Below are 23,588 nucleotides of genomic sequence, written 5' to 3'. Positions count from 1 at the left end.
CGGTTCGCTGAACCGTGGCCTCATGGACACCCCAGTCCTGGCCGATGTGAAACAACGTGCGGTACTCGCGCCAGAACTCCAGCGTCATCAGGAGTTGCGCTCCCAAAGAGAGTGCAGGTGGCCGTCCAGATTTGACTTTGTTGGCATGGCGTTCTTGCAACACGGTCTCCATCTCTAGAAATGTTTCGGGGTACACACCAGTGCGACGGCGAAAACTCGTGCGATTTAGCTTCAGGGCCTGGTGATATTTTAGCGTGCCAACCATCCCCTACCCTAGCGCACGACTTTCGCAAGAGGTCTAATGGTGAGAACAGGCCGTGAAGCGGGAGCGCCGGGTGTGTTGGACATACAAAACCTCTAGAATTGGACCTTGAAAGAGGACCAAAGAGGAAGTGGTTCAGAAGTGCTGGCTGACCATTCAGAGTGTTTGCAGACTCACAGCGCCAATCTCTTCAAGTCAACTGTGCAGTTGTTCACCGTCAACCTCGACGGTAAGCTTTTCGGGATAAAAACTAAACCAGTGCGGGATCATCAACGCGTCGCCCAGAGGCGTGGTCAGGCTCCAGGCGGCGTCGGCAATCCGCTGACCATCAACCACCACATGCCAGTGTTGCCCGTCGCCCTTGTAGGGACACTCCGATACCGTCTCGCTCTTGACCAGGAACCCTGGCCGGACGGCGTCTGGCGGCAGATAAAAGCGCGGTGCCAGCGATGTTTCAAAGAGCATTGCCGGGGCCAACGTCTCCGCGATCTGCGTGTCCCCCACACGAACCAGCACATGACGGGACGTTCGCTGGACATCGACGCGCTGGTAAGGATCACGCGGGTGGGCGTAGCCAAGGTCATCTTCGAGGTACCAGGCGTCCACCTTCTTCAAGTCAAAAAAGACGAGATCTTGAAGCGGGGCCGCCGCTGGCGGGGGTGCATCGATGGATTGGGCGACGGCGTCAGTCCCGCTGTGGGCGGTGTTCAGGGACCATGAGCGAAGCGGGCCTATCCTTGCCCCCTGCGAACTCGCCCCAGGCGTGAGCAGGTCGCGCCGAACGTCTGACCACGGCGCACACAGGCGCATCATCTGCCCAGTCTCGTGCAGGGCGACCACGTTGCGGCTGTCGACAATCGTCTCGCCGCCGGAAACGACCCGGAAGCGTTTTGGAAAGGATTCCCAGAAGAGGAGCGGCCTGACCGGTGGATCAACGTCGAAGTGTCCAGACGGCTGCTCGCTGAAGGGGCCAGTTCCCAGAGTTAGTGCCATGTTCAGTCTCCAAAAGTGAGGTGAAGGGGTAGGTTCCCGCGATCATCGCGCCTCTTCTCGACGACAATCCGCTGGACCGTCAGGAACAAACCGTGAGTTGGATTTACGAACGTCTCCGCCAAAGGGTCAGTGGATAAGGCGGGTCCTGCTGAGCATCAGGGGTTTCCCGGACAGTCTGACCGCGCTTCAGCGTCCCAGGCTCCTTCGGACAAAGGCTTCGTAGCTGGTGGGTGGGCGGCCCAAGACCCAGCCCAGCACATTCGGGCTGCCGGTGAGTCCATGCCGCGAGTAGTAGAGGAACATCCGTTCCAGCGAATCCGACCCGTAGGCCTCCAGCGGAGTGCTGCGCGGCATCCTGGCGGTCACGGACGCAAAGGGGAGCTGCTGCACCTCGATGGTTTTGCCTGCCACTTTGCCAATGATCCCGGCCATCTCCCGCTGACTGAGCGGCTGATCACCCACCAGATCGTAAGCGGCCCGCAGGTGGGTGTCCTCGCCCAGCACCTTCACGGCCACCTCGGCCACATCCTGCAAATCCACCACCGACATCGGCTGATCCGGCGACCAGGGCAGGGCCATCTTTCCGCTCTGGACGGCCTGCTGCGGCGGCGACATGAACATGGTGGGGTTCAAGACGGTATACGGCACCCCAGAATCCACCAGGTACTCCTGCACCAGCAGTTTGTTCCAGTGGTGGCGCAAACTGGAGAGGTAGGGCTGCAACACCGAGAAAAAGACAAACTGCCCCACCTGATGTTCGCTGGCCAGATCGATCATGGCCTGACCGATGGCGAGTTCGCGGGGATGTTCGGGCGGCCCGATATGAAACACCTGGGTCACGCCCTCAAAAGCCGCGCCGAGCTGATCGGGGTTCAGCAAGTCGCCCACCACGATGTCGGCAGCGCCGAGGGTTTCAAGCTTGCCGCGATCCTTCTCGCTGTGGACAAAGGCGCGAACCGAGCGTTTGGCCTTGAGCAAAGCAGAAACAACAGCGGTACCGACGTGGCCACTGGCCGAAGTGACGAGAATCATAAAGAACTCCTGGAATACGCTTTGAAGCCGTTCTGGTAGAGATTGCGAGATTTTGATGACTGATCAAACTTGCCTGGCTTGATAGAGCAGCCAGTGCAGCACAGCCCGGGGGGAGCGGATAGATCCCGCGCGGGCGTGTCGTCGCGAGCGGCTCCCCGCGAGGACGCCCCTTCTGCGTTCTGCCTGAGAAGGTGTCAGGATGGCTGCGGCACTCTTCCACAGCCATTTGACGAACGCTTCACCTGAAGTGCTAGGCGTGCTTGAGCAGTTCGGTACGGTACTTGGGTGCGAGTTCAGCAGATTTCTTCTTGAACGCCGCTTTCTCGGCCTCGCTCATTTCGGGCGCGGGCGTCGTGCGGGTTGCCACTGGCGTACCGATCGCCTCAAAAAATTCCTCCTGGCCAGACGGCGCACACACGCACAGCAGCCGCACCTGGGCGTCGGTCTTGTTGGTAAAGACGTGTGGGGCGTTGGCCGGGATGTTGACGGTTTCGCCCGCTCTGGCCACACTGGTCTGCCCCCGAAAGGTCAGCTCAACCTCGCCTTCCAGAATACTGAACATCTCCTCGAAGTCGTGGCGATGGGGGCCGGGACCGCCGCCCGGCGGGATCAGCATATCGATCATGGTGTATTTGCCACCAGTTTCCTGGCCTGAAACCAGGATGGTGTAGGTATCGCCCACAATGGCCAGGTGCGTCAGGCCCTGATCGGTCTCGGGTTTGGCGACGGTGAGCGAGCGGCTCAGGTCGTCGTCGGGAATCGTGGAACTGCTGTCGGGCTTGGTCATGACGGGCCTCCTGAATGGGGTGAATGGGCAACGGACGGGGGCGGCGGTCAGGTCGTCAAGTTCTGGACATACCGCACCACCTCCTCCGGGCGCTCCTCGGGAATGAAGTGGCCGCAGCCGGGCAGCACCTCACCGGTGACCTGCGTGGCAACGCGCTCCACCATCTCGCGCACCTGACCACCCAGACCTTTCTCACCGCCCAAGGCCACCACCGGAACCTGAACTTTCTGGCGGCTCAGCGGCGCAGTCTGCTGCTGGGTGACGAAGCTGGCCCGGTAGACCCCCAGCGCCCCCAGCACGCCCCGCGCCCCACTGAAGGTTCGCAGGTACTCGTCCACCGCTCGCGGCTCGATGGCTCCCGGTGTGGCGCTGGAATGCTCGTAAAACCAGCTCAGGAACGCCCGCTCATTGCCCACGATCAGGCGTTCGGGGATACCGGGGGCCAGCGCCAGCGTCCACCACCACAACCCGCCGCTGCCCGCGATCTGGGGCGTGTAGGCGATCAACTTCGTCAACACCTCGGCGAGCATCACCGGTTCGTCGAGGTACAGCAGACCCGCAATCTCGTCGGGGTACGCGGCGGCCCACAGCAGGGCGGGCGGCGCGCCCATATCGTGCGCCGCCACGATCAGCGGACGCCCGGCCCCAAAGCCAAGCTGTTTCACCAGGGTGCGGAATTCCTCGGCCAGGGCCTGTCCGTCGTAGCCCTCCGTCTCAGCGGGCTTGTCCGAGTCGCCGTAGCCGCGCATGTCCGGGGCCAGCACAGCGTATCCGGCCTCGGCCAGCAGCGCCATCACCTTGCGCCAGGTGTAAGACGTTCCCAGGAAGCCGTGCCACAGCAGCACCGGCGCGCCGCTCGGATTTCCACCCAGGCGGTAGTGCAGGCGCACCCCGTCCACCGTGGCCGTTTGACTGGGGAAGCCCGGAATCTGTGCCGCTGGTGTCGTCATACTGAACTCCTTTCCGGGTGCGCCCCCGCGTGGCCAGCCCACCGGCTGAGATTCCGCCAGGTCAAGTCCCTGTCTGGGGTCGCGCCCTCGCTCGTTGCGGCCTGAGCTGGCTGATGGCATCGTTCTCCTTTCTCAGCATGGACGCAGGTGGCGGTCTGTACGGATGAGGCCGCCAATTTGTGCAGCAGACCGTTAATCGGCGGGCTGCATCATTGGTGCAGTACTGGTCAGAAGTTTGACCAGTTCGGAGCCTGCTGGGCTGCTCCAGTCCTGAACCAACTCGGCGATTACAGTGTTGGTGGTGGTCAGCACGACGCCTTCCCGCTCCATGCGGCGGCGCGACAGCTCTTCCTGATCAGGGTAGGTTGAGCCCGACGCATCGAGGACCGCCTGCACGGCGAACCCGCTTTGCACCGCGTTGATGCTGGGAAAGATCAGGCAGATATCCGTGGTGACGCCGCCCATGATCAGGTTGTGGCGTCCCGTGGCCTTAACCGCCGCCTCGAACGCCGGATCCGTCCAGGCATTCACGATGCCCGCCCGCTTGACGCGGCGCTCGTAGGCTTCTGGCAGGATGTGCTGAAGCCGAGGAGCCAGAGGCCCCTGGATGTGGTCTTCCTGGCTGGTGGTCAGCACCACCGGCAGGTTGAGGGCCTTGGCCGCCTTGGACAGCAAGACGGCGTTGCGAAGCGCCTCGTCAGACGACATGGTGCGGATTAGTTGCAGGGTGCCGACCTGATAATCGATCAACACCAGGGCGGTGGTTTCAGGGGTGAACAGGTTGGCGATATTGGACATGACGACTCCTCATTGCGGTGAGAGGCGAGTGACCGGAGTCTTCAAGGGGTCGCGGCGGTCTGCTGGGCGAGCGCCGGGTAATCGGTATAGCCCCGAGGACCCTCGCCGTAAAACGTGGCCGGATCAGGGGTGTTGAGCGGCGCGTTCGCGCGGTAGCGCTCGACCAGATCGGGGTTGGCGATGTACGGCACGCCGAAGGACACCAGATCGGCCTGCTTTGCCTCCAGCGCCGCGTTCGCCCTGGCCCCGTCAAAGCCGCCGTTGACGATCAACGGCACACCCACCATCGGGCCGAAGGTCTGGGCCACGTGTTTGATCTGAATCTTTCCGGATTCCAGGGTCTTGGCGTTGGGTTCGCACAGATGCAGGTAGCCGATCCCCAGGGCGTTCAGGGCGCGGATCACGTAGCCGAACGTCTCCAGACTGTCGCTGCTATGCATCCCATACAGCAAGCTCGACGGCGAGAGGCGCACCCCCACCCGGTCCGCCGACCACGCGCCGATCATGGCCTCGGTGGTTTCCAGCATCAGCCGGGCGCGGTTCGCCACGGAGCCGCCGTAGCGATCGGTGCGGGCGTTGCTGCCGTCCTGAAGGAACTGGTCTTGCAGGTAGCCGTTGGCCCCGTGCAGTTCGGTGCCGTCGAAGCCCGCCTCTCCGGCCCGCCGGGCCGCTTGCCCGAAGGTCTCAACGATGGCGGGAATCTCATCCGTTTCCAGGGCGCGCGGCACCGGGAAGCTGACCCGGCCCGAGGGCAGGAAGAAATCGCCGCTGGCCGCGATGGCCGACGGACCAACCGGCAACTCGCCGCCCCGGATACCCGGGTGCGAGACCCGTCCGCAGTGCCACAGCTGGTTGTAAATGCGCCCGCCCGCCGCGTGAACCGAGTCGGTGACGCGCCGCCAGCCCTCCACCTGATCCTGCCGCTGCATCCCCGGCGCACGGATGATGCCGTGCCCCTGGTCCGAGACCTGGGTGCATTCGGTGATGATCAGGCCTGCCGTGGCGCGCTGCGTGTAGTACTCGCGCATCAGATCGGTGGGGACGCCGTCCTCGGTGGCGCGGGTGCGGGTCATCGGGGACATCACCATGCGGTTGGGCAGGGCCAGGCCGTGCAGATCAAAGGAATCAAAAATGGTGGACATGTGTAACTCCGTTGAGTGGGGAGCGCAACCTGGCGGCCAGGATTTCTCAGGCCAGATTCGCTGGAGAGGGCGATGAATAAAGAACGGACGATTGGGTCTGGGCGCTGATTCCAGCCGCGCTCGGCTCAAACCATGAAGTGGCCGCCATCGACGTTGAGGATCTGTCCAGAGCTGAAGTCCGCGTCCGGCGAGGCCAGGAAGAACACCGGCCCCACCAGGTCCTCAGGAACCTCGTCACGGGCGATGGCGCGCCCCGCCCGCTGCGCCGCCAGCAACTCCTCTGGAAAGTGGTCACGCACGGCATTGATACCGGTCAGACCTGGGGTAATCACATTGACGGTGATGCCGTTGCCGCCGATCTCATGGGCCAGCGAACGGGAAAACCCGACCACGCCCGCCTTGGCCTCCACGTGGTGCGACTGGAGCTTGGTGCCGTCGAACACCGCCCCCGAGCCGAAGTTGACGGTCCGGCCCCAGGCGCGGGCCTTCATCAGCGGCAGGATGGCTTGGGTCATCAGGAAGGTGCCGGTCAGGTTAGTGTCAATGACCTGACGCCACTGCGTCCCGGTCATGTCTTTGGAGGCCACCACAGGGAAGAAGCCCGCGCAGTTGATTGGTGCGTCCACCCGTCCGAACTGGCTGCGCGCCGCCTCGGCCAGCCGGTCACAGTCAGAATCCGAGGTGGTCTCGGTAGCAACGGTCACGAGTTTGGCGGGGTCGCTCTGACCGTCACGCAGCTTGCTCAGCGCCCCGTCTTCGGTGTCGATCACAGTATCGCCGTTGCCCAGGAAGCGCTTGACCCATACGGAACCGATGCCGCCTGCCGCGCCTGTCATGACTACAACTCGGTCTGTGTTCATGGAACACTCCTGGATAAAACGAGGGTGGTCTGTGAAACGGGACGGCTCAGCGGATGAATAGGAGCGGGGGAGCCTTTGACTGTCTGGTGCTACAGGTGAGCGTCCAAAAAGAGCCTCCAGTGCCTCACACTCGGAGATGAAATGTTTAGCTTGGGCGGACCGAAGTCGCAAATCCCTCCCAACAGTTGGAAGCAACTTCAGTACAGTCTGACCGAGAGATGCAAGGATCAATCTAAGCGGATGGTATCATCCGTTTATCGATGCAAGGGTTTATCCTAATGAAAAGATGAAGGTGAATATGCCTGCAAAGCAGACCCAATTAGACCGTCCGGCCCAGCGCGCGGACGCGGTTCGCAATTACAACCGACTGCTTAACTCCGCCGCCGTCACCTTTCTGGGGGAGGGGCCCAGGGTGAGTATGCAGAGGATCGCGCAGGATGCGGGCGTGGGAATCGGGACGCTATACCGGCATTTTCCTGATCGCACCGCCTTGCTCGCTGCCTTGAGCAGCCGTGCCTACCGTGCGGTGCTGGACCTTGCCCTGACCTGTCAACGGACCGAACGAGACCCAGTTCAGGCTCTCCTCAACTTCCTGTTGGGGACCATCAGCCACCGGGATGTGCTGGTGTTGCCGCTGCACGGTGCACCAGCCGTCGCCTCTGAGGCCGATCTCCAGACCCGTCACGCCATCAGCGCGGTGCTGGACGAATTGTTGCGCGACGGTCAGGCCAGAGACCGTATCCGCACGGACGTGAACTCGACAGATATCATCGTTGCGGGCGCTTTGCTGGCGCAATCCCTGAGCAACCTGCCAGAGCATGAGGCGCTGGCACGGCGCTGCGCCCAGATCTTCATCGATGGGTTGAGACCGACAAGAACGCGCCTGACCGGGGAGCAGGTGACCCGGCAGCATTTGGAAGACGCCTGGAAGGAACGGTCCTGATTTCGCCATTTCGTCAGATGGGACTGTCGCTGCGCCGCCCCAAGACCGCTTGGGGGAGGGGAAGACAAGAGCAAAAACAGGAAGACGTTCTCGGGTGCCACCTCATCGCAGGACCAGACACGGCATGGACTTTCACACTGCGGGCCGCGACCTGCACCCGCAGTGGCCCGGCCTCACGCTTCAGTGCGCCGCCGAGGGCTCTTCTTCGGCAGATGCTGGCCTAACGCCCCAGGCGGGATTTCACCCGCCGCTGACCGCCAGGCTGGACTGGCGCAGACTGCGAGAAAGCAGTGGTGATACGGTGGACCCCGAAGGTGTCGCCGCGATTTGGTTGAGAACTTCGAACTGGTGCAGGACTTGTTGGGGGTGTGGATATGATTGACGGTGGCAAAGAGCAGTTGCGCCTGCAAATCGTGATCGCCAGTACCCGGCCTGGGCGGGTCGGCAAGCCGATTGGCGAGTGGATGGCTGCCGAAGCTCGGCAGTACGAGGGGTTTGAGGTGGAGGTGGCCGATCTGGCTGAGATCAATTTGCCCTTCTTCGACGAGTCGAACCACCCACGCTTTCAAAAATACGAGCATCAGCACACCAAAGATTGGAGCGCGCGCGTCGCGGCCTCCGACGCTTACGTGTTCGTGCAGCCGGAATACAACTACGGCATCAGCGCCCCGCTCAAGAATGCTCTGGATTACCTGGTGATGGAATGGAACCGCAAGCCTGCCGCGTTTGTGAGTTACGGCGGCGTGTCGGCGGGCCTGCGGGCAGCGCAGCACACCCGGCAGGTTTTAGCGGCGCTGAACATGATGCCCATCGCCGCCGCTGTCAGCATTCCTTTCGTGGGCAGCATGATGCATGACGGCGAGTTCCAGCCCAGCGACATCGTGCAGGCCAGCGTGGTGCCGATGCTCGATGAACTGCACCTCTGGGCGGCGGCCCTTCAGGACATGCGGCGCAAGGCAAGTTCAGTTGGCTGATCCGTCTGTTCCACCCCTGTTCAGCGGAGTGGGCCTGATGAATGTCTCCACCGCCTTGTCCACAGAATGGTTCCCCTGACCTACCGGAGTCGCCGCAGATCACCTCAAGTGGCCCGATATGAATGTTCAGCCAGGTAGCTTCCTGCTGCCCGGCGGTTAACTCAATGGTCAGGGCGTCTCAGAGGAGATTCTTGACACGGGTTAAATGGTGAATGCCTCTCTCACCACGCGCAATTCGCCGCCCCGATCCGTCGCCCTATAGCGTGCGCTGGTGACGCCTTTGGACGCCCTAACCTCTCCTGGCGTCCTTTTCCGTCCCCTCCGCCTTAACGCCCAATGAGAACGTTCAGGAGTCCCGATGACGATTCGCGCTTACCTCTATGACGTTGAAGGTCAGGACCACCCTGTCGATTTCGCGGGCAGTCTTCCCAGGTTAAGCGAGCAGCAGCTTCTCTGGATTGATGTGGTCAGCAGTGACGGGCAAGAGCTTGAACAGGTCGCCAGCGCCATTCACCTGGACCCAGACTCCCTTCAAGCGCTCCGCGCACCCCTGGAGCGTCCAGACCTCAATCAGTTCAAGGACTCTATTCAGGTGAATGTAACGGCTGTTGAACCGACGGAGCGAAGCGGTGTGCCGGATTTTACGCCCATTCCACTGGTGTTTCTTGCCGGAAAAAACTACCTGGTCACCGTCCATGCCGAGAAACTGCATTTTCTGGACAAACTCGCAGGACGCGTTCGCCGGGATGGAAATGCGGGCACGCTGACCAGCGCCGATCTTCTGGCTGTCCTGCTGGGCTGGCATCTGGAGAATTATTTTCAGGTGCTTGAGAATCTGGAAGAGGCGGTAGATGACCTGGACGCCGCAGTGCTCGAACGCCCACTCGACAAAGCATTTTTGAGCGAACTGGTCAGGTTGCGCCGCCGGGTGGGTCGCCTGCGGCGAACCCTGATCCCCCACCGCGAGGTGTTTTCTGGCCTCACGCGGCCCGAATTCTGGACGGTGGCTGGACAGGACGATCAGCCGCAGTTCGGCGCACTGGAAAGCCTGTTCGAACGGGCCGTCGATACCGCAGAGAACACCCGCGAGGTGGTGCTGGGCTCCTTTGACCTGTATACCGCCTGGAACAGCCATCAGACGAATGACGGGGTGCAGGTCCTCACGGTTGTGACGGTGGCGCTGGGGATCATCAGCGCGGTGGCTGGAATCATGGGGACCAACTTTGCGCTGGACTTCTTCAAATCTGGTCCGCTGGGGTTTTTCTGGATGCTGCTGGGGACAGCGCTGCTGATCATTGCTGCGCTGCTGCTGGCCCGGCGGCGGCACTGGGTTTGACGAACAGTTGAGGACCGTGAACCGGCCATGGCGGGCCGCGCGACACCTTCTGTAAAATCAGGTTTTACGGTCCCCAGCTCCTGAGCGCCGGGTCCAGAACCTGTTCCAGCTACACTGCGGTGTGCCAGTTCCACGCAAGACTGACCCGTCGATGTGGAGGCCCCTCATCTCTTTCGGGCTGGGTTGGGCCACCTTCCTTTTGTGGAGCAGGCTCCAGCGCAAGTGGAGTCGTCCGGTGGGCCGGGACCGACTGACTAGGGTCCTGAATCGCTCGGCCTTCCAGCGGACCCTCAATCGCACGCCTCAAGCGGCGGGCATTCTGGCCCTGATTGCCGTCACCCGGTTGAAGTGGCTGAACGACCAACGGGGGTGGACAGCGGGCGATACTGCCCTGCGCCGCGTGGCCCGGGGTCTCACCGATGTGCTGCCAGCCAATGCGGTGGTTGCCCGCTGGCATGGCGACGACTTCGTCGCTGTGGTCCCCGGCGTGACCTTTGACATGCTGGATGAAACCCTGTGTCGGCTGCAAGACACGCTGTCCAGGAAAAAGACTGGGGAGCCGGTCATGGTGTACGGCCTTGCCCCTTTCACAGGTCCGGCTGGATTTGAAGCGGCCCTGGCACTGGCTGACCACGAACTGTACTTTGCCAGGAGTGCAGGCGAGGGACCGGTCCAGGCAGCGGGGGAGGACCGGGGACTGTTCGAACTCTCGCGGCAACTGGAACTGCTTGAAACGCCCGAAGACATCATTGGCTGCGGTCTCCGTCAGGTGCGGCAGCTCCTCCAATTTGAGGTGGCAGGGTATTATCTGCTGGACGGCGCAGACGCTCAGGCGGTCTACCTGGACCACGATCCGTCCCTGAAATTGCCTGAAGCGCTGGGGTTGAGCCAGCCCATTCCCCTGAACGGGCTGGCTCAACGAACCCTGGAGACACGCCGCACCCAGATCAGTGTGGACTACCAGCAGGATCCAGCAGCGCCACCGTGGACCCATTTAAAAGCCCGGAGCGTCATCATGACCCCGGTGATCCCGGTTGATACGGTGACGGGCCTTCTGGCTCTGGCCCAGATCAGTCGCCAGCGGGCGCTGCCGCTGCTTCCTCAACGGGTGCTGGAACAGGCAGCGCTGCGTCTGGGCTACGCTCTGGAATTGCAAGGGGCCGTACAGGAGGTGCGCCGGACCCTGGAAGGCGGCATGCTGGGCCTGGGCGCGGCACTTGAAGCGCGGGATCTGGAGACTCGGGGCCACACCGCGCGGGTGGTACACCTTTCCAGCGCACTGGGCCAGGCACTGAACCTGAACCCACAAGCGCTGGACCAACTGCGTCAGGGCGCGTACCTACATGACATTGGGAAACTCTCCATTCCTGACCGCATCTTGCTCAAGGCCGGGCCGCTGACCCCTGAGGAGCGCTCGGTGATGCAATCGCATGTCATCAGGGGAGCAGATATCGCGGGATCGATGCCGATCCTGTCACCGGACACTCTGGCGGTCATCCGCTCGCATCACGAACGCTGGGATGGCGCGGGCTATCCGGACGGTCTGCGCGGCGCAGAGATCGCACTGCTAGCACGGATCTTTGCCGTCACGGACGTATATGACGCGCTGACGAGTGAGCGGCCTTACAAACTGGCCTGGACGGTTCAGGCCGCTCGTCGGGAGATCGCCGCCCAGGCGGGGCGTCAATTTGATCCGCAGGTGGTGGCAGCATTCCTGACACTCCCAGATTCACCATAAATGACAGACTGGTCTGCCCATCAGCATTCTTGCCGCTCCCAGCACAACCTTGAGGGTGCCGACAATTTCGGAAGGCAGCACAAAGGGCAGTATCTCAGTCTGTGACGAACAGAGAAACCGCCCTCCTGCATGCTGACACGCTCGCCGCCCATCTGAAAATCCAGCTCCCACTTGGGCGGCTTGATGCACTTCGGCGAGTCGCCGAAGTCCTTCTGGCCCTGCTCCAGGCCGAATCCACGCTCCATCGAAAGATCGCGTTGCATCTTCCCCGGGATGCCACCCTCGAATCCAAAACCCGTGTCGTCGCGCGTACCCTGCACGATGCACAGTTCACCTCACAGGACGTCCTTGACGTCCTGCTTTCCCTCCTTCCCGAAGGCAGACTGACCCTGGTGATGGACCGCACTGGGCTGACCCTGACGGATGAATGTACCAGACCATCCCTGGCGTTGCGGGTGGCCGAAACATTCACTTTCATGGAGGTGAAGGCCGTCCTCCAGGACGTGATTGCTCAGCGTGGGACACCAGACTTCATCCGCAGTGACAACGGTTGCGAATTCATTGCCCGGGATCTGGGTATCTGGCTCGCCGTGCAGGACATCACAACCAAGTTCATCGAACCGGGAAAACCGTTGCACAACGGCTTCGCCGAGAGCTGCCATACCGGCTTGCGCACGGAATGCCTGAATCGAGAAGTCTTGTATTCCGCCAAACACGCCCAAGTGCTGCTCGATGGTTGGCGGGCGTTGTACAGCGCCCGCAGACTACACTCGTCACCCGGTTACCGGACTCCAGATGAGGTTGCCGAACGGACCAGGGGACGAGCAGGGGAAGCCAATGTTGTACCTTTGACCTGAGTCAAGTCTCTACCCGAAACCCTTCAACTCTTGGGGCCAGCCCAACACTCACCGTGAGACGGGCTTCTCATCAGCTTTACGCACAAAACCGGGCCATGCCAACTCGACCTGTAGGCGATCACGGAGGTAAATCCCGATGCTTTCACCGGTAAGTCTACACGCATACGAACGCCTGCCATGTACCCTAATGAAGTGCAGCTGGGAGGCGGGCTGGCGCTCACTTCTACTGCGTTGTTATGGTACGCCAGCCAGCGCAGAAGTCACGACCGCAGCAACGCCGGACCATACCCTCGTTCTGGTGACAGCCGGTGAGGTTAACCTTAACATTCACGGCGGGGGGCGCTGGCAGCGCGCTGCGTACCGTCCCGGCAGCCTGGGCATGACTCCATCTGGCAAAGAGGACCGCGTACGCTGGCACGCCCAGCCGTACCGTATGTTCCAACTTCATCTACCTGCCAGCGCCATCGATATGGTCGCAACACAACTAGACCCAAGTTCAACCCTTCCAGTACGCTTACCAGACGTGTGTGGTCACACTGATCATGCCATTGCCCACCTTATGCTTGCCTTGGAACGGGCCATGGGTCAAGGCGCACCGGACCTGTACGCCGAGACGGCGGCGCACTTTCTCGCCTGTCATCTGCTCACCCATTACGTCAGCCCTGCCCCGCTTCGCCGCGACCGTCGGTGGGACCGCGCCCTTGGAGAAGCCGACGAATTCATGCGAACGCACCTCTCGCAAGACCTTTCTCTCGCGCAGTTGGCCACTGTGGCCGGGCTAGGGACTTTTCAACTGCTGCGGGCCGCCAAGCTCGTCTGGGGAGAGACGCCAATGCGTCACTTGACGCGCCTGCGCATGGAATTGGCTGCGCGCCTTCTGGCCCAGGACGAACTATCCATCACTGATATCGCCTTCACGTGTGGTTACGGCAGCCCTGCTCACTTCGCTACGGCTTTTCGGCGCTTCGCGGGTGTCTCCCCCCGCAGACATCGAGAGCAGTCGCGCTACTGAGCGCAATTTGGCGCAACTCCGCGCAAAAGCGCGAACGACAACGCCACAGGCATTTGAAATACTAGTCCAATGGCCTGTATCCCAGGTGCCTGTTTAACAGTCGGGCGATAGGCGACCCCCATCGCGTTGCTGGCTCTGGCCCAAAACCCGGCCATTGGACCGCGTTGGTGTAGCGGTCCAGGGGATCAAGCGACAAAACCTTCACCGCCTATCAATCGAGAGGTGCCATCTTTGCTCTGACAGCTGACGAAGAGAATAATCGCGGCCAGTTCCGCCGATTCACCGATCAAGATGTTGAAACTATATGGTGTGTCACCCCCATCTTGACCCGTGGAGGAGCTATGAAAATCATCTTCAAGAACGACTCATTTGGGTTCGAGTTGGTTCGTAATCTGGGCTTTGCTTACCACGGTGGTGCCGACCTTGGCGAGATGGTGAATAAGGCCAATCAGATCATGGAAGGTGACTTCGAGAGCTGGTTCGCTGGTTGGGACAAACGTGCGCAGCGGGTGCTGTCTCAGGCCGAGAACGCCGCGAAAGCGGGTCACGATGTGAGCGCCCGCGAGGCCTACCAGCGGGCCACCACCTATTTTCGGATGGCTGAATTCTACCTCCACGGCAATCCGAGCGATCCGCGCATTCTTACTGAGGCTCAGGCTTCTGCATCGGCCTATGCCAAAGCCGCCGAGCTGATGGGGCCAATCTGGGAACCTATCCAGATCCCTTACGAAAACACCACATTGCCGGGCTACTTCTACAAAGTCGATAATAGTGGCGTGCCGCGCCCAACCTTGATCTTCCTCGGGGGCTTCGATTCGAGCAAAGAAGAACTCTTTTATTTTGGTGCCGCTGCCGCAGTTCGGCGCGGCTACAACTGTCTAACCTTCGATGGTCCGGGCCAGGGTATGCCGATTCGAGACGGGAAATTGCCGCTCCGCTATGACTGGGAAAAGATAGTCACGCCAGTGGTTGACTACGCGCTGACCAGGCCAGACGTTGACGGCAACACGCTGATCTTGCAAGGTATGAGCCTGGGCGGTTACTTTGCCGCACGCGCGGTCGCCTTTGAACACCGCTTCAAAGCAGCCATCTTCTACGATGGGGTCTACAGCTTTTATGAGAGTACGCGGGCTTCGCTTCCGCCCGCCGCAGTACAGGTCTTTGATGCAGGTGACCGAGACACATTCGCGAACGTCATCGAACAGGCCATGCTGAACAATACGAACATGCGCTGGAATATGACACAGGGAAAATGGACCTTCCGCGTTCCTGCCCTTTTCGATTTTGTGGAAGAAACGAAGAACTACACCATAGATGGTACTGCGGGCCAGATCGAGTGTCCGTGTCTGGTCATGGACGCCGAAGCCGACATGTTCTTCAAAGGACAGCCCCAGAAAATCTACGACGCGCTGCTTTGCCCGAAGAAGCTGGTGAAAACCACCGCAGAAGATGGTGCAGAGAATCACTGTCAGTCAGGTGCACTGGCTTTCAAGGACCAAACCGTATTCGATTGGCTGGATGAGATTCTGGTAAAATAGTAAATTCGCTATAGAGTACCGATTGCAGTTTGCCCTTCTCTCAGAGCGAATTTCCCGTAGGTGAGCTTCATATGGAGTGCGGTAAGCCTGGGCGTACCGCGTCTGCTGAGATCCACCGGGTTGATGCCAGTACCGATAGGCCCAGCGCGAGTTAGAACAGTCCAATTCCACCCTCATAGCTTGGAAGGCCCGTGATCCCTCACCCCGTTCTCTCAACGAGATTTGAAGGTCAGGTGGTACTGCTGTGGATGACACATCCATCGTTTTTTCCAAACCAGTCAGGCGGCACCTTTGCCTGCGGACCACGCTCGGTCTACTCGGCTTTATTTTCCTGAGTGCCTGCGCCAGTGGACCAACCAACTATCAGGGCGTGTCCGGCGGTCTCCGCAGTTACGCGGGTGGTCTGCGCCCCCCACAAGGCTACAAAGACATTGCCCTGACCCGGCCCGCCGATGACGCGACGCTCTTGGAAGGGAGGCAGGTCTTCGCGGCCACCTGCGCGGCCTGTCACGGTCCCGAACTGCGCGGGCGCGGGCTGTCCGGCGTGAACATCCTGCCGCATCCGGCAGACCTGCGCGCGCCGCGCATCGGCAACCTGACCGACGGCGAACTGCTGGGCTACATCGCCGAGGGGGTGCCGGGCACGGGGATGCCCGCCTGGAAGCTGCTGCTGACCCGCCCGCAGATGGAAGCGGTGGCCCGCTATGTCCGCAGCCGCACGCTGATCCTGCCTGAGGACACCCGCACCAACCCGCTGGCCGACACCCCGCAGCAGATCGTGCTGGGCCGCCAGAACTACATGCAGACCTGCGCGGCCTGCCACGGCAGCAACGCGCGCGGCCTGAGTCCTGCCGGGCGCAGCATGCAGCCCCGTCCGGCAGACCTGACGGCCCCGGAAGTGCAGCGGTACAGCGACGGCCAACTGATGTGGATTCTGGAAAACGGCATCGTCGGCACGCCCATGCGCGGCTGGGTGACGCAGAAGGTGATTGACAAACAGCAGGCGTGGAGCATCCTGCGCTATCTGCGTTACCTGGGCCGCGACGAGGACAACCCGGAAGCCTTCCCGGTGTTCAAGGACCGATTTTACAGCCAGTATCCTGTCTTCCAATCGGTCAACAACACCGCGCCCCAGAACGTCCCGGCCCTGCCCGATCCCTGATCGGCGTGTCTGACCCCATCTGCCCGCCGCACCCTATCCCCAGGAGAGCGACTTGACCCAGGCCAGATCAACCCCAGTTCCAGCAGCCTCAGCTCTTCCGGCACCCGCCGCGCCGCATCAGGAGGCGCAGGACGCCCCGTCCATCCAGACCCAGATCAGTGACCTGCCCGAGCCGATGCCGCTGTGGGCCGCGTGGGTGCTGGTGCTGGCGCTGATCCTCGTGGCGGCCTTCACGCTGTACCTGTATGTGACCACCCAGTACGTACCGGAGCGGTAAGCCAAGTCAAGCAGCCCTTCACGCCGCCTATCCCTATCCCCAGGAGCCGCCCATGACCCACACCGCCCGCCTGACCCCGGCCCCGGCTGCCGACCGGCCCAACTGGTTTTTCCCCACCCGGCCCGGCACCGCCGCCTACCGCATGTTCCTGACCGGCACCATCTGGATGCTGATCGGCATGACCTACGGCCTGCTGATGGCCCTTTACATGGCGCATCCACAGGTCTGGGCCTACATTCCGTTGGATTTGCAGCAATTTCTGGTGTGGGGCAAGATGCGCGAGCTGCATGTGCAACTGGTGCTGTGGTACTGGCTGTCGATGGGATCGGTGGCGGGCATGTACTTCATCGTTCCCCGGCTGTGCCGCGCCCCGCTGTGGAGCGAGCGACTGGCGCACGCCAGCGTGTGGCTGTGGAACATCGCTGGGATCACCACCTGGATCACCATCTCGCTGGGCATGAGCCGGGGCCGCGAGTACGCCGAGACGATTCTGCCGGTGGACGTGCTGCTGCTGGGCGCTTTGCTGTGCGCCACGCTGAATCTGGTCAACACCGTGCGCTACCGGCGCGAGCGTCCGCTGTATGTCAGCCTGTGGTACTCGCTGTCCGCCGTGATCGCGCTGCCCATCGTCATCATCATCGGCAAGGGGCTGTGGCTCAATCCGCTGAACAACCCGTATACGGGCATTTACGACAACGTGACCAACTGGTTTTTCGGGCACAACATCCTGGGGATGTGGTACACGCCGGTCGGCATCGGGCTGGCTTACTTCCTGATTCCCAAGATCACCAAGCGGCCCATCTACAGCCACTGGCTGTCACTGGTGGGCTTCTGGACGCTGATCTTTGTATACCCGCCGGTGGGCGGCCACCACAGCGTGACCAGCGCGCTGCCATACTGGCTCCAGACTGAGGCGATCATGTTTTCCATCTTCCTGTTCATCCCGGTGTTCGCCGCCGTGTGGAACCTGTACAAATCGGTGCAGCCCAACACGCAGATGCTGGCGCAGGACCCGGCGCTGGCCTTCGTGGTGTTCGGGCTGACCTGTTACCTGCTGACCTCGGTGCAGGGGTCCATCATGGCCTTGAGAACCCTGAACATCTACGAGCATTTCTCGCAGTTCACGGTGGGCCACGCCATGCTGGCGATGGGCGCGGGCTTTAGCGCCATCGTGCTGGCGGCGGGCTATTACCTGATCCCGCGCGTGACCGGCCATCCGATCTACTCCAAGGCGCTGGCGTGGTGGCATCTGGCGCTGTTCGGCCTCGGCTGGGTGGTGTTGCTGCTGTTTCTCCAGACCGCCGGACTGGTACAGTCGGCCAACTGGCGGGTAGGCGGGCAGGACTGGATGGATTCTACGGTGTGGCCCACCCAGCCGCTGATGTGGCCGGTGGCGGGCGGCGGCGTGCTGATCATCACCTCGCACCTGATCTACCTGTACAACATCGTCCGCACGGTGTATGACCGCTCGTGGGTGCCGCAGCACGCGCCGGACCCGGCCTCGTTGCCTGGCCCCACAGCCCGCGATCCTGCCCCGGCCCCCGGTTCGCCGCCCGCCTTTCCGCCCGCCACGGCGACGGATTAGGGGGGGCTAGGCATGCTGAAACGGGTGTTTGATGGAATCGAGGGCAACACCGGGCTGCTGGTGGCGCTGAGCCTGCTGATCTTCTCGATGGCAATTCTCACCACCGTGGTGCTGCCGTACTTCGCCACCAACCACTACCAGCCCACGGCGCTGGCCGTGCAGTACACCGCGCAGCAACAGCGGGGCCGCCAGCTCTACGCGCAGTCGGGCTGCTGGGAGTGCCACAGTCAGAACGTGCGGCTGCCAGAGTCCAGCATCGGGACCATTCACCAGGCGGGTGATATCGGCGCGGTCAGTCATCCGGGCGATTACGTGTACCAGAACCCGACGTTTTTCGGGCAGCACCGCCGGGGGCCGGACCTGATGCATGTCGCCACTAGGTGGCCCAGCGAGGAGTGGATGATGATTCATTTTCTGAATCCCGAACGCCTGAATCCCGGCACCTGGATGCCCAGCTTCGGGTACCTGTCCGAGGAAAACCTGGACGCCCTCAGCGCCTACCTGATGACCCTCAAATGAGCATTCATCTTCGGAGGTCAGGCTAATGTCTACCGCTGTTATTGGCGTGATCGTGGTGGCGCTGATCATCCTCGTCACCGTCACCATGCTGCTGATGCTGGCGGTGCATAACCCCGGCAAACCTGAGCAGACCGAGCTGCCAAAGTACCGCATGATGTTCGGCGTCAACCAGGAAACGCCCACCTGGAAAGAGCCAGGGGAGGAATGAGCCATGCCTGATGACCAGCGCCCCCCACCGCCCAGCCCACCAAAGCCAACCCAGCCCAAAACTACCCCACCCCCTCCCCGCCGCCCTGCCGAGGCGCAGGAGGCGGCGAAGAAAGACGCGCTGGCCCAGGCCCACAACCAGCAGCCGCAGCGTGGCCCCGACGCCGAAGCCAGGACCGTCCAGCAGATACAGGCGCAGTATGACTCGGACACCATCCGTTCCGGCGACACCGGCATTCCCAGCTTTCTGGCGGTGTTTTTCGTGATGTTCGGGCTGTGGGGCGCGTGGTACTTCGCCTTTCACCTGGCCCCGCTGAACGAGCCGGAACCGGCCTCGGTGATGCAGGCCAGGCCAGCGGTGGTGCGCTCTTATCAGGAAGCTGTCGCCGATCCAGCGGTGGAAGCCCACCCCGACAAGTTTGACCTGACCGGCGAATTCTCGGTCTTTGCCCTGACTGCGCCCACCGCCCAGCTCCGGGACGGCGCGGCGCTGTTTCAGGGCCGCTGCGCCCAGTGTCACGGCAGCGACGGTCAGGGGCGGGGTGGCCCGCTGGCGGCGGCCACGCTCCAGGGCGACTCCATGCTGTGGACCCTGCCGCCCAGCCGGGTGGCCCAGATGATCAAGTACGGCCTGGACGGGTTGATGCCCGAATGGGGCAACGATCAGGGCCAGCTCGCCCTGGAACACGTCACGGCCTACCTGAACGCGGTGATGGCCCCGGCCCCCGGCACGCCCAGTGCGCTGGACATCAGCAAGGGGGGCGTGAATGCCCAGAATCCCATCGACACCTTCAATGCCCCCTGGGAGCGGGCCGACGGGCGATTCGTACGCCCGCCGGGAGGTGGCCAATGACCAGGCATTGGCTGACGTACTGGCTGCCCAGGCTCGGCGGCGCGGTGGGGGGCGTGGCCCTGGCCGCCGCGTTGCTGGGGGCGCAGCCGGGAACGCCCGCAACACCTGGAGGCGGCATTCCAAAGATTCTCTGGACGGTCAAGGGCCAGGGCTGGGCCGGGGCGTCGGTGGCCCTGGCCCCAGGCGGACAGGCGTTTGTGGCCGACGCCAGGGGCATCGCGGCGGGGCTGGACGCGGCCACCGGCAAGGCGAACTGGCGCTTTGACCTGCAAGACCGGCTGCTGTACACCCCCGCCATCTCTGGGCAGACGATCCTGCTGGCCCGTGTGGGTGAGCTGGTCGCCGTCAGCCTGGACGGCAAGACCCGCTGGGAAAAGGACATTGACGATTCCCCGGTGCTGTCCCCGGCGGTGGGCAAAGGTGGCACGGTCTACGCGGCGGGCGGCCCGTTTCTCTATGCCCTGAATGACCAGGGCAAGGTGATCTGGGAACACAAGATCCCCACCTTTTACACCGCCTCGCCGGTGGTGGGCAAGGACGGCACGGTATATGTGGGGGCCAAGGCGCTGCTGCTGGCCCTGACGCCGCAGGGCAAGGTCAAGTGGCAGCACAAAGCCAGTTCCACCCTGTACGCCAATCCGGCCATCGACGCGCAGGGCAACCTGTACCTGGGAACGGGGAGCGGCCTGACCTCGCTGGACCCGGCGGGCAAGGTGCGCTGGAGCCATGAGGGTGCGCCCGTGGAGGCCACGCCCGTCATCGGCGCGGACAACCAGCTTTTTGTGGCCGACACGCACGGACAGCTCACGGCCCTAAATCTAGCCGGTGAGGTGACCTGGACCCTGCAAGTGGGCGAAACCATCGGCGGATCAGCGGCGCTGGCCCGTGACCTGATCTACGTCGGCACGGGAAACGGGTTGCTGCACGCCGTGAATCTGACCGGACAGGAGCAGTGGGCGTTGCAACTGGACGGCGCGGTGTTCGGCTCGCCGGTGATCGGGCCGGACGGACACGTCTACGTGGGCGCGGGCCGCACTTTTTACGCGCTGGAAACCCGCAGCCCGCTGGCCCTGGCCCCCTGGCCGCTGGCCCGCCAGAACGCCGCCGGGCAGGGCCGCGCCCCATGAACACTTCAGTTGAACGCCCAGCCAAGGAGAACTTCATGAATGAGGACAAGCCCATCAACACGGTCAAACGCTGGCTGCGGCAACACTGGAAAATGACGCTGGGGGTGGGCTTTGCCTTCGCCCTGTGGACCACGGTGGCCGTGAACACCGGGCAGGGCGGGCTGGGCTTCTGATGCGCCCGGTAACCACGCTTTCGTCCGTTTCCCTGTGGCGGGGGATTTCCGGCACGCTGAAGACCAATCTGCGCCCGTCGCACGCGGTCTGGGCGCTGGCGTCGCTGCTGGCCCTGGGGCTGTCGGCGCTGCCGGTGGTGGTGGCCAGCGCGGTGCAGGACGACTACTTTCACAACGCTGAACACATGATGATGGCGGTGGCCGGGCTGATGCTGGGCGTGCCGCTCTCGGGCATCTATCAGCGGCTGGTCAACCTGACCGTCAGCCACCTCTCGCCCCGCGTGGGCCGCGAAGTTCTTCAGACGCGCACCCGCGCCGTCCACTGGGGTGTGCTGCTGACCGTGATGGTGCTGGACCTATTCAGTATGTCGCGCATGGTGGACGCCTACGTGGACGTGCATCCGCTGGCCCACGCCGCCGAACACGTCATCATTTACGGTCTGTACGCCCTGTTCGGCGGCGCACTGTTCTCGCTGATGGCTTCGCGCCCGCTGGCCTGGCTAATCACCTTCATCTACCTGGTGATGCTGCTGATGTACCTGGCCGACGAGAACAACGTCATGAACATCCAATTTTGAGGGAGACAGTCATGATCAAGAAGAGTTCCGCCTCGTTCTGGGAACGTGAGTTGCAGCGCGGCCTGAGCGGGCTGATCGTCGCGCCGATGGTGCTGCTGGTGCTGCCCAGCCTGCTGGTGCCGCTGCTGCCGGGGCGCTTGCCGCTGGTGTTCGTGCTGAGCCTCGTGCTGGCGGTCCTGAGCTATCTGGGGCTGTCCCGGCGCTGGTTTGCCCGGTCCAGGCGTGACCCGTTGGAGGGAAGCGGCTGGCGGGTGCTGGCCGTCTGGCTGGTGGCCACCTCTGTGCTGACCGGGCTGGTGGGCTGGGCCTGGAGATAGCGGGGCGGGTGAGAACAAGAGCGCGCAAGATCAGCCAGATTGCCTGGGCAGAGTCAGGCTTCACCTCCTCAATCTCGGGTTCCGTACTTGACGGGATCTCAGGAGGGGCCTGACATTCACCCACTGCTGCACGGACACCCGCAGGCCATCTGGGGGAGGAACAGCCATGAACGACGAACAGGACAGACGGTCCGAAATAATCCGCCAGTGGCCCCGGACAGATGGGGAACGCCGTCAGGTGCTACGTCTTATTGCCGAACGCCGCGCTTTCCTGCTTGCCAGAGGCGGAGACTGCAACGAGGAATTGCTTGACCTGAAGACCCTTGAAGCGGGCCACCGTGCCGCACTGGCCGGATGATGCCCTCCAGCGGTGAAGACGGGTTGGTTTTGTCCCAGATGAGCGTAGGCCGGTTGGATCCACCAGCACACGTTGTTCCAGACCACACAACGGCCCAGTTTTACCCTACCCCTGAGAATGTCACAGACCAGACTAAATTCGATTTTCACGTTGCGTGTCTGTCGCTCGTCGAGAGTGCAGCGTTGGGTTGGCGTTCGGACACCTGCTCCCTCACCCCGGTACCGAGAATCATTTGCCGAAGGAGAACCGCATGACCCAGACTGCTCCCAGCAAGGCCGCCGCCTACCCCGCCCCCGACGCCCTGAAGACGCCCTCGGATATGAAGGACGAGGGCATTCAGAAGATTGTCGAGGCCATTAACCCGATCATCGCCGACGCCTACGCCGCGTACCTGAAAACCAAAAACTTCCACTGGCACCTGTCCGGCAGCCACTTCCGCGATTACCATCTGATGTTTGACGAGCAGGCCGAACAACTGCTGGGCAGCACCGATCCGCTGGCCGAGCGCGTCCGTAAGCTGGGCGGCACCACCCTGCGCTCCATCTCGCACATCTTCAGCCTTCAGACGGTACAGGACAACAACGCAGACTTTGTGACCCCACTGGACATGCTGCGCGAACTGATGGCCGACAACCAGAGCATCGCCGCGAGCATGCGCGCCGCCCACGAAACCTGCGATGACGCCCGCGACTACGCCACCTCCAGCCTGCTGGAAGTGCTGATCGACGAAACTGAGCGGCGGGTGTGGTTCCTCTTCGAGGCCGCGCAGGGTGCAGAGAACACCCGCTGAGTTGGGGCGGTGACTGGGAAGGACGCTTTTTAATCTCGTTACGCTCCATTGAACTGCCACGGGGGCGGGTGCGGCAGATATTCAGGCCAGGTGGACCATAAATGTTTCCAGCTCATAGCCGGTGGTGAGTTCATTGAAGGTCACGCGGGGCGGCGCGTCGGCGCGGATGGGCAGCGCCAGCAGGCGGGTCAGGAAAATATCGCTCTCCTGAATGGCGGGCAGCGGTGGTGGCCGTCGCCGAAACCCGCCCTGCACGCCGCATGCCAGCGTCCGGTCCGGGCAAAGGGTCAGCGGCTCCTCGCCCACGGCCTCGGCCTACACGTTCGCGGCATTGATCTCGAACGAGACTGTCGCGCTCGCCGTCGTGAACGAGGGTGATGGGCTTGGTGACGCGCCGGGTCAGCCGCCGCAGGACCGGCT

At 62.5% G+C, this 23,588-nt stretch carries 28 protein-coding genes and 1 pseudogene; 20 read left to right on the top strand and 9 right to left on the bottom strand.

Annotated elements, in window-relative coordinates; all coding sequences use genetic code 11:
* The 8 genes from BOO71_RS29110 to BOO71_RS21525 all read right to left on the bottom strand — a co-directional run.
* Positions 1 to 172: helix-turn-helix domain-containing protein (locus BOO71_RS29110; protein ID WP_303046766.1), on the bottom strand; the 172-nt coding region annotated here is incomplete at its 3' end.
* A 285-nt stretch (positions 173 to 457) separates the two neighbouring features.
* Positions 458 to 1,255 carry a DUF427 domain-containing protein gene (locus tag BOO71_RS21555; protein ID WP_075835925.1) on the bottom strand — a complete coding sequence of 266 codons (798 nt, stop codon included), beginning with the start codon at positions 1,253 to 1,255 and terminating at the stop codon, positions 458 to 460.
* Between the two features lie 186 nt (positions 1,256 to 1,441).
* Positions 1,442 to 2,287 carry an SDR family oxidoreductase gene (locus tag BOO71_RS21550; protein WP_075835923.1) on the bottom strand — a complete coding sequence of 282 codons (846 nt, stop codon included), beginning with the start codon at positions 2,285 to 2,287 and terminating at the stop codon, positions 1,442 to 1,444.
* A 250-nt stretch (positions 2,288 to 2,537) separates the two neighbouring features.
* Complete coding sequence (locus tag BOO71_RS21545; RefSeq protein WP_075835921.1) at positions 2,538 to 3,074, bottom strand: cupin domain-containing protein; 537 nt, start codon at positions 3,072 to 3,074, stop codon at positions 2,538 to 2,540.
* A gap of 47 nt (positions 3,075 to 3,121) precedes the next feature.
* Positions 3,122 to 4,024, bottom strand: coding sequence for an alpha/beta fold hydrolase (locus BOO71_RS21540; RefSeq protein ID WP_075835919.1), 903 nt, complete (start codon positions 4,022 to 4,024; stop codon positions 3,122 to 3,124).
* A 192-nt stretch (positions 4,025 to 4,216) separates the two neighbouring features.
* The gene (locus BOO71_RS21535) at positions 4,217 to 4,822 is read right to left on the bottom strand and encodes an isochorismatase family protein (protein WP_075835917.1); all 606 of its coding nucleotides are present in this window, start codon (positions 4,820 to 4,822) and stop codon (positions 4,217 to 4,219) included.
* A 41-nt stretch (positions 4,823 to 4,863) separates the two neighbouring features.
* A complete protein-coding gene (locus tag BOO71_RS21530) occupies positions 4,864 to 5,964 on the bottom strand; it encodes an alkene reductase (protein ID WP_075835915.1) in 1,101 nt (366 codons plus the stop codon).
* A 125-nt stretch (positions 5,965 to 6,089) separates the two neighbouring features.
* A complete protein-coding gene (locus BOO71_RS21525; protein WP_083653722.1) occupies positions 6,090 to 6,824 on the bottom strand; it encodes an SDR family NAD(P)-dependent oxidoreductase in 735 nt (244 codons plus the stop codon).
* 286 nt (positions 6,825 to 7,110) lie between these two features.
* On the opposite strand from BOO71_RS21525, the gene BOO71_RS21520 reads away from it, so the two are divergent.
* From BOO71_RS21520 to BOO71_RS21430, 20 genes and pseudogenes are all read left to right on the top strand, one after another.
* Positions 7,111 to 7,767, top strand: coding sequence for a TetR/AcrR family transcriptional regulator (locus BOO71_RS21520; protein ID WP_083653721.1), 657 nt, complete (start codon positions 7,111 to 7,113; stop codon positions 7,765 to 7,767).
* Positions 7,768 to 8,141: 374 nt separating this feature from the next.
* Positions 8,142 to 8,741: an NADPH-dependent FMN reductase gene (locus BOO71_RS21515; RefSeq protein WP_075835933.1), complete on the top strand. Its 600-nt coding sequence runs from the start codon at positions 8,142 to 8,144 to the stop codon at positions 8,739 to 8,741.
* Positions 8,742 to 9,099: 358 nt separating this feature from the next.
* On the top strand, positions 9,100 to 10,077 hold the full coding sequence (locus BOO71_RS21510) for a magnesium transporter CorA family protein (protein ID WP_075835911.1): 978 nt from the start codon (positions 9,100 to 9,102) through the stop codon (positions 10,075 to 10,077).
* A gap of 235 nt (positions 10,078 to 10,312) precedes the next feature.
* Positions 10,313 to 11,815, top strand: a complete 1,503-nt coding sequence (locus BOO71_RS21505; protein ID WP_075835909.1) for an HD domain-containing phosphohydrolase — start codon at positions 10,313 to 10,315, stop codon at positions 11,813 to 11,815.
* 101 nt (positions 11,816 to 11,916) lie between these two features.
* Positions 11,917 to 12,222, top strand: a pseudogene (locus BOO71_RS28885) (IS4 family transposase); the annotation flags it as partial.
* Positions 12,211 to 12,672 (top strand): transposase, encoded by a 462-nt coding sequence (locus BOO71_RS28880; RefSeq protein WP_368482892.1) that lies wholly within the window; start codon positions 12,211 to 12,213, stop codon positions 12,670 to 12,672. The pseudogene BOO71_RS28885 and the gene BOO71_RS28880, both read left to right, overlap by 12 nt.
* A gap of 559 nt (positions 12,673 to 13,231) precedes the next feature.
* Complete coding sequence (locus BOO71_RS28060; protein ID WP_175607503.1) at positions 13,232 to 13,684, top strand: helix-turn-helix domain-containing protein; 453 nt, start codon at positions 13,232 to 13,234, stop codon at positions 13,682 to 13,684.
* A gap of 341 nt (positions 13,685 to 14,025) precedes the next feature.
* Positions 14,026 to 15,222 (top strand): alpha/beta hydrolase family protein, encoded by a 1,197-nt coding sequence (locus tag BOO71_RS21485; RefSeq protein WP_075835905.1) that lies wholly within the window; start codon positions 14,026 to 14,028, stop codon positions 15,220 to 15,222.
* A gap of 244 nt (positions 15,223 to 15,466) precedes the next feature.
* Positions 15,467 to 16,384 carry a cytochrome c gene (locus BOO71_RS21480; RefSeq protein ID WP_083653718.1) on the top strand — a complete coding sequence of 306 codons (918 nt, stop codon included), beginning with the start codon at positions 15,467 to 15,469 and terminating at the stop codon, positions 16,382 to 16,384.
* Between the two features lie 52 nt (positions 16,385 to 16,436).
* The gene (locus BOO71_RS21475) at positions 16,437 to 16,661 is read left to right on the top strand and encodes a hypothetical protein (RefSeq protein ID WP_075835901.1); all 225 of its coding nucleotides are present in this window, start codon (positions 16,437 to 16,439) and stop codon (positions 16,659 to 16,661) included.
* A 52-nt stretch (positions 16,662 to 16,713) separates the two neighbouring features.
* Positions 16,714 to 18,246 carry a cbb3-type cytochrome c oxidase subunit I gene (locus BOO71_RS21470; RefSeq protein WP_075835899.1) on the top strand — a complete coding sequence of 511 codons (1,533 nt, stop codon included), beginning with the start codon at positions 16,714 to 16,716 and terminating at the stop codon, positions 18,244 to 18,246.
* Between the two features lie 12 nt (positions 18,247 to 18,258).
* Complete coding sequence (locus BOO71_RS21465; RefSeq protein ID WP_075835898.1) at positions 18,259 to 18,765, top strand: cbb3-type cytochrome c oxidase subunit II; 507 nt, start codon at positions 18,259 to 18,261, stop codon at positions 18,763 to 18,765.
* A gap of 25 nt (positions 18,766 to 18,790) precedes the next feature.
* Complete coding sequence (locus tag BOO71_RS21460; RefSeq protein ID WP_075835896.1) at positions 18,791 to 18,973, top strand: hypothetical protein; 183 nt, start codon at positions 18,791 to 18,793, stop codon at positions 18,971 to 18,973.
* A gap of 3 nt (positions 18,974 to 18,976) precedes the next feature.
* A complete protein-coding gene (locus tag BOO71_RS21455; protein WP_075835894.1) occupies positions 18,977 to 19,825 on the top strand; it encodes a c-type cytochrome in 849 nt (282 codons plus the stop codon).
* Positions 19,822 to 20,952 (top strand): outer membrane protein assembly factor BamB family protein, encoded by a 1,131-nt coding sequence (locus tag BOO71_RS21450; protein ID WP_075835892.1) that lies wholly within the window; start codon positions 19,822 to 19,824, stop codon positions 20,950 to 20,952. Before BOO71_RS21455 ends, BOO71_RS21450 begins: the two co-directional genes overlap by 4 nt.
* Positions 20,953 to 20,987: 35 nt before the next feature.
* Positions 20,988 to 21,125, top strand: coding sequence for a hypothetical protein (locus BOO71_RS28055; RefSeq protein ID WP_175607502.1), 138 nt, complete (start codon positions 20,988 to 20,990; stop codon positions 21,123 to 21,125).
* Entirely contained in the window at positions 21,125 to 21,703 is a 579-nt protein-coding gene (locus BOO71_RS21445; protein WP_075835890.1) for a hypothetical protein, read from the top strand. Before BOO71_RS28055 ends, BOO71_RS21445 begins: the two co-directional genes overlap by 1 nt.
* 11 nt (positions 21,704 to 21,714) lie before the next feature.
* Positions 21,715 to 22,020, top strand: coding sequence for a hypothetical protein (locus BOO71_RS21440; RefSeq protein WP_075835887.1), 306 nt, complete (start codon positions 21,715 to 21,717; stop codon positions 22,018 to 22,020).
* A gap of 166 nt (positions 22,021 to 22,186) precedes the next feature.
* Complete coding sequence (locus BOO71_RS21435; protein WP_075835885.1) at positions 22,187 to 22,378, top strand: hypothetical protein; 192 nt, start codon at positions 22,187 to 22,189, stop codon at positions 22,376 to 22,378.
* A 250-nt stretch (positions 22,379 to 22,628) separates the two neighbouring features.
* Positions 22,629 to 23,168, top strand: coding sequence for a Dps family protein (locus BOO71_RS21430; protein ID WP_075835883.1), 540 nt, complete (start codon positions 22,629 to 22,631; stop codon positions 23,166 to 23,168).
* A gap of 81 nt (positions 23,169 to 23,249) precedes the next feature.
* Here BOO71_RS21430 and BOO71_RS21425 read toward each other — a convergent pair whose 3' ends face one another.
* A complete protein-coding gene (locus tag BOO71_RS21425) occupies positions 23,250 to 23,474 on the bottom strand; it encodes a hypothetical protein (protein ID WP_075835881.1) in 225 nt (74 codons plus the stop codon).
* Positions 23,475 to 23,588: the final 114 nt, after the last annotated feature.

The organism is Deinococcus marmoris, assembly GCF_001949125.1.
Lineage (GTDB): Bacteria > Deinococcota > Deinococci > Deinococcales > Deinococcaceae > Deinococcus > Deinococcus marmoris_A.
The sequence above is the reverse complement of the archived record's forward strand: the minus strand, read 5'-3'. Positions and strand labels throughout refer to the sequence as shown.

Excerpts from the sequence above, each read along its gene's own strand:
- BOO71_RS21450 (WP_075835892.1), top strand. The coding sequence starts at position 19,822 with ATGACCAGGCATTGGCTGACGTACTGGCTGCCCAGGCTCGGCGGCGCG.
- BOO71_RS21430 (WP_075835883.1), top strand. The coding sequence starts at position 22,629 with ATGACCCAGACTGCTCCCAGCAAGGCCGCCGCCTACCCCGCCCCCGAC.
- BOO71_RS21460 (WP_075835896.1), top strand. The coding sequence starts at position 18,791 with ATGTCTACCGCTGTTATTGGCGTGATCGTGGTGGCGCTGATCATCCTC.
- BOO71_RS21515 (WP_075835933.1), top strand. The coding sequence starts at position 8,142 with ATGATTGACGGTGGCAAAGAGCAGTTGCGCCTGCAAATCGTGATCGCC.
- BOO71_RS21535 (WP_075835917.1), bottom strand. The coding sequence starts at position 4,822 with ATGTCCAATATCGCCAACCTGTTCACCCCTGAAACCACCGCCCTGGTG.
- BOO71_RS21485 (WP_075835905.1), top strand. The coding sequence starts at position 14,026 with ATGAAAATCATCTTCAAGAACGACTCATTTGGGTTCGAGTTGGTTCGT.
- BOO71_RS21455 (WP_075835894.1), top strand. The coding sequence starts at position 18,977 with ATGCCTGATGACCAGCGCCCCCCACCGCCCAGCCCACCAAAGCCAACC.
- BOO71_RS21510 (WP_075835911.1), top strand. The coding sequence starts at position 9,100 with ATGACGATTCGCGCTTACCTCTATGACGTTGAAGGTCAGGACCACCCT.
- BOO71_RS21545 (WP_075835921.1), bottom strand. The coding sequence starts at position 3,074 with ATGACCAAGCCCGACAGCAGTTCCACGATTCCCGACGACGACCTGAGC.
- BOO71_RS21530 (WP_075835915.1), bottom strand. The coding sequence starts at position 5,964 with ATGTCCACCATTTTTGATTCCTTTGATCTGCACGGCCTGGCCCTGCCC.
- BOO71_RS21440 (WP_075835887.1), top strand. The coding sequence starts at position 21,715 with ATGATCAAGAAGAGTTCCGCCTCGTTCTGGGAACGTGAGTTGCAGCGC.
- BOO71_RS21550 (WP_075835923.1), bottom strand. The coding sequence starts at position 2,287 with ATGATTCTCGTCACTTCGGCCAGTGGCCACGTCGGTACCGCTGTTGTT.
- BOO71_RS21555 (WP_075835925.1), bottom strand. The coding sequence starts at position 1,255 with ATGGCACTAACTCTGGGAACTGGCCCCTTCAGCGAGCAGCCGTCTGGA.
- BOO71_RS21520 (WP_083653721.1), top strand. The coding sequence starts at position 7,111 with ATGAAGGTGAATATGCCTGCAAAGCAGACCCAATTAGACCGTCCGGCC.
- BOO71_RS21445 (WP_075835890.1), top strand. The coding sequence starts at position 21,125 with ATGCGCCCGGTAACCACGCTTTCGTCCGTTTCCCTGTGGCGGGGGATT.
- BOO71_RS28055 (WP_175607502.1), top strand. The coding sequence starts at position 20,988 with ATGAATGAGGACAAGCCCATCAACACGGTCAAACGCTGGCTGCGGCAA.
- BOO71_RS28880 (WP_368482892.1), top strand. The coding sequence starts at position 12,211 with ATGGACCGCACTGGGCTGACCCTGACGGATGAATGTACCAGACCATCC.
- BOO71_RS21540 (WP_075835919.1), bottom strand. The coding sequence starts at position 4,024 with ATGACGACACCAGCGGCACAGATTCCGGGCTTCCCCAGTCAAACGGCC.
- BOO71_RS21465 (WP_075835898.1), top strand. The coding sequence starts at position 18,259 with ATGCTGAAACGGGTGTTTGATGGAATCGAGGGCAACACCGGGCTGCTG.
- BOO71_RS21435 (WP_075835885.1), top strand. The coding sequence starts at position 22,187 with ATGAACGACGAACAGGACAGACGGTCCGAAATAATCCGCCAGTGGCCC.
- BOO71_RS28060 (WP_175607503.1), top strand. The coding sequence starts at position 13,232 with ATGCTTGCCTTGGAACGGGCCATGGGTCAAGGCGCACCGGACCTGTAC.
- BOO71_RS21525 (WP_083653722.1), bottom strand. The coding sequence starts at position 6,824 with ATGAACACAGACCGAGTTGTAGTCATGACAGGCGCGGCAGGCGGCATC.
- BOO71_RS21470 (WP_075835899.1), top strand. The coding sequence starts at position 16,714 with ATGACCCACACCGCCCGCCTGACCCCGGCCCCGGCTGCCGACCGGCCC.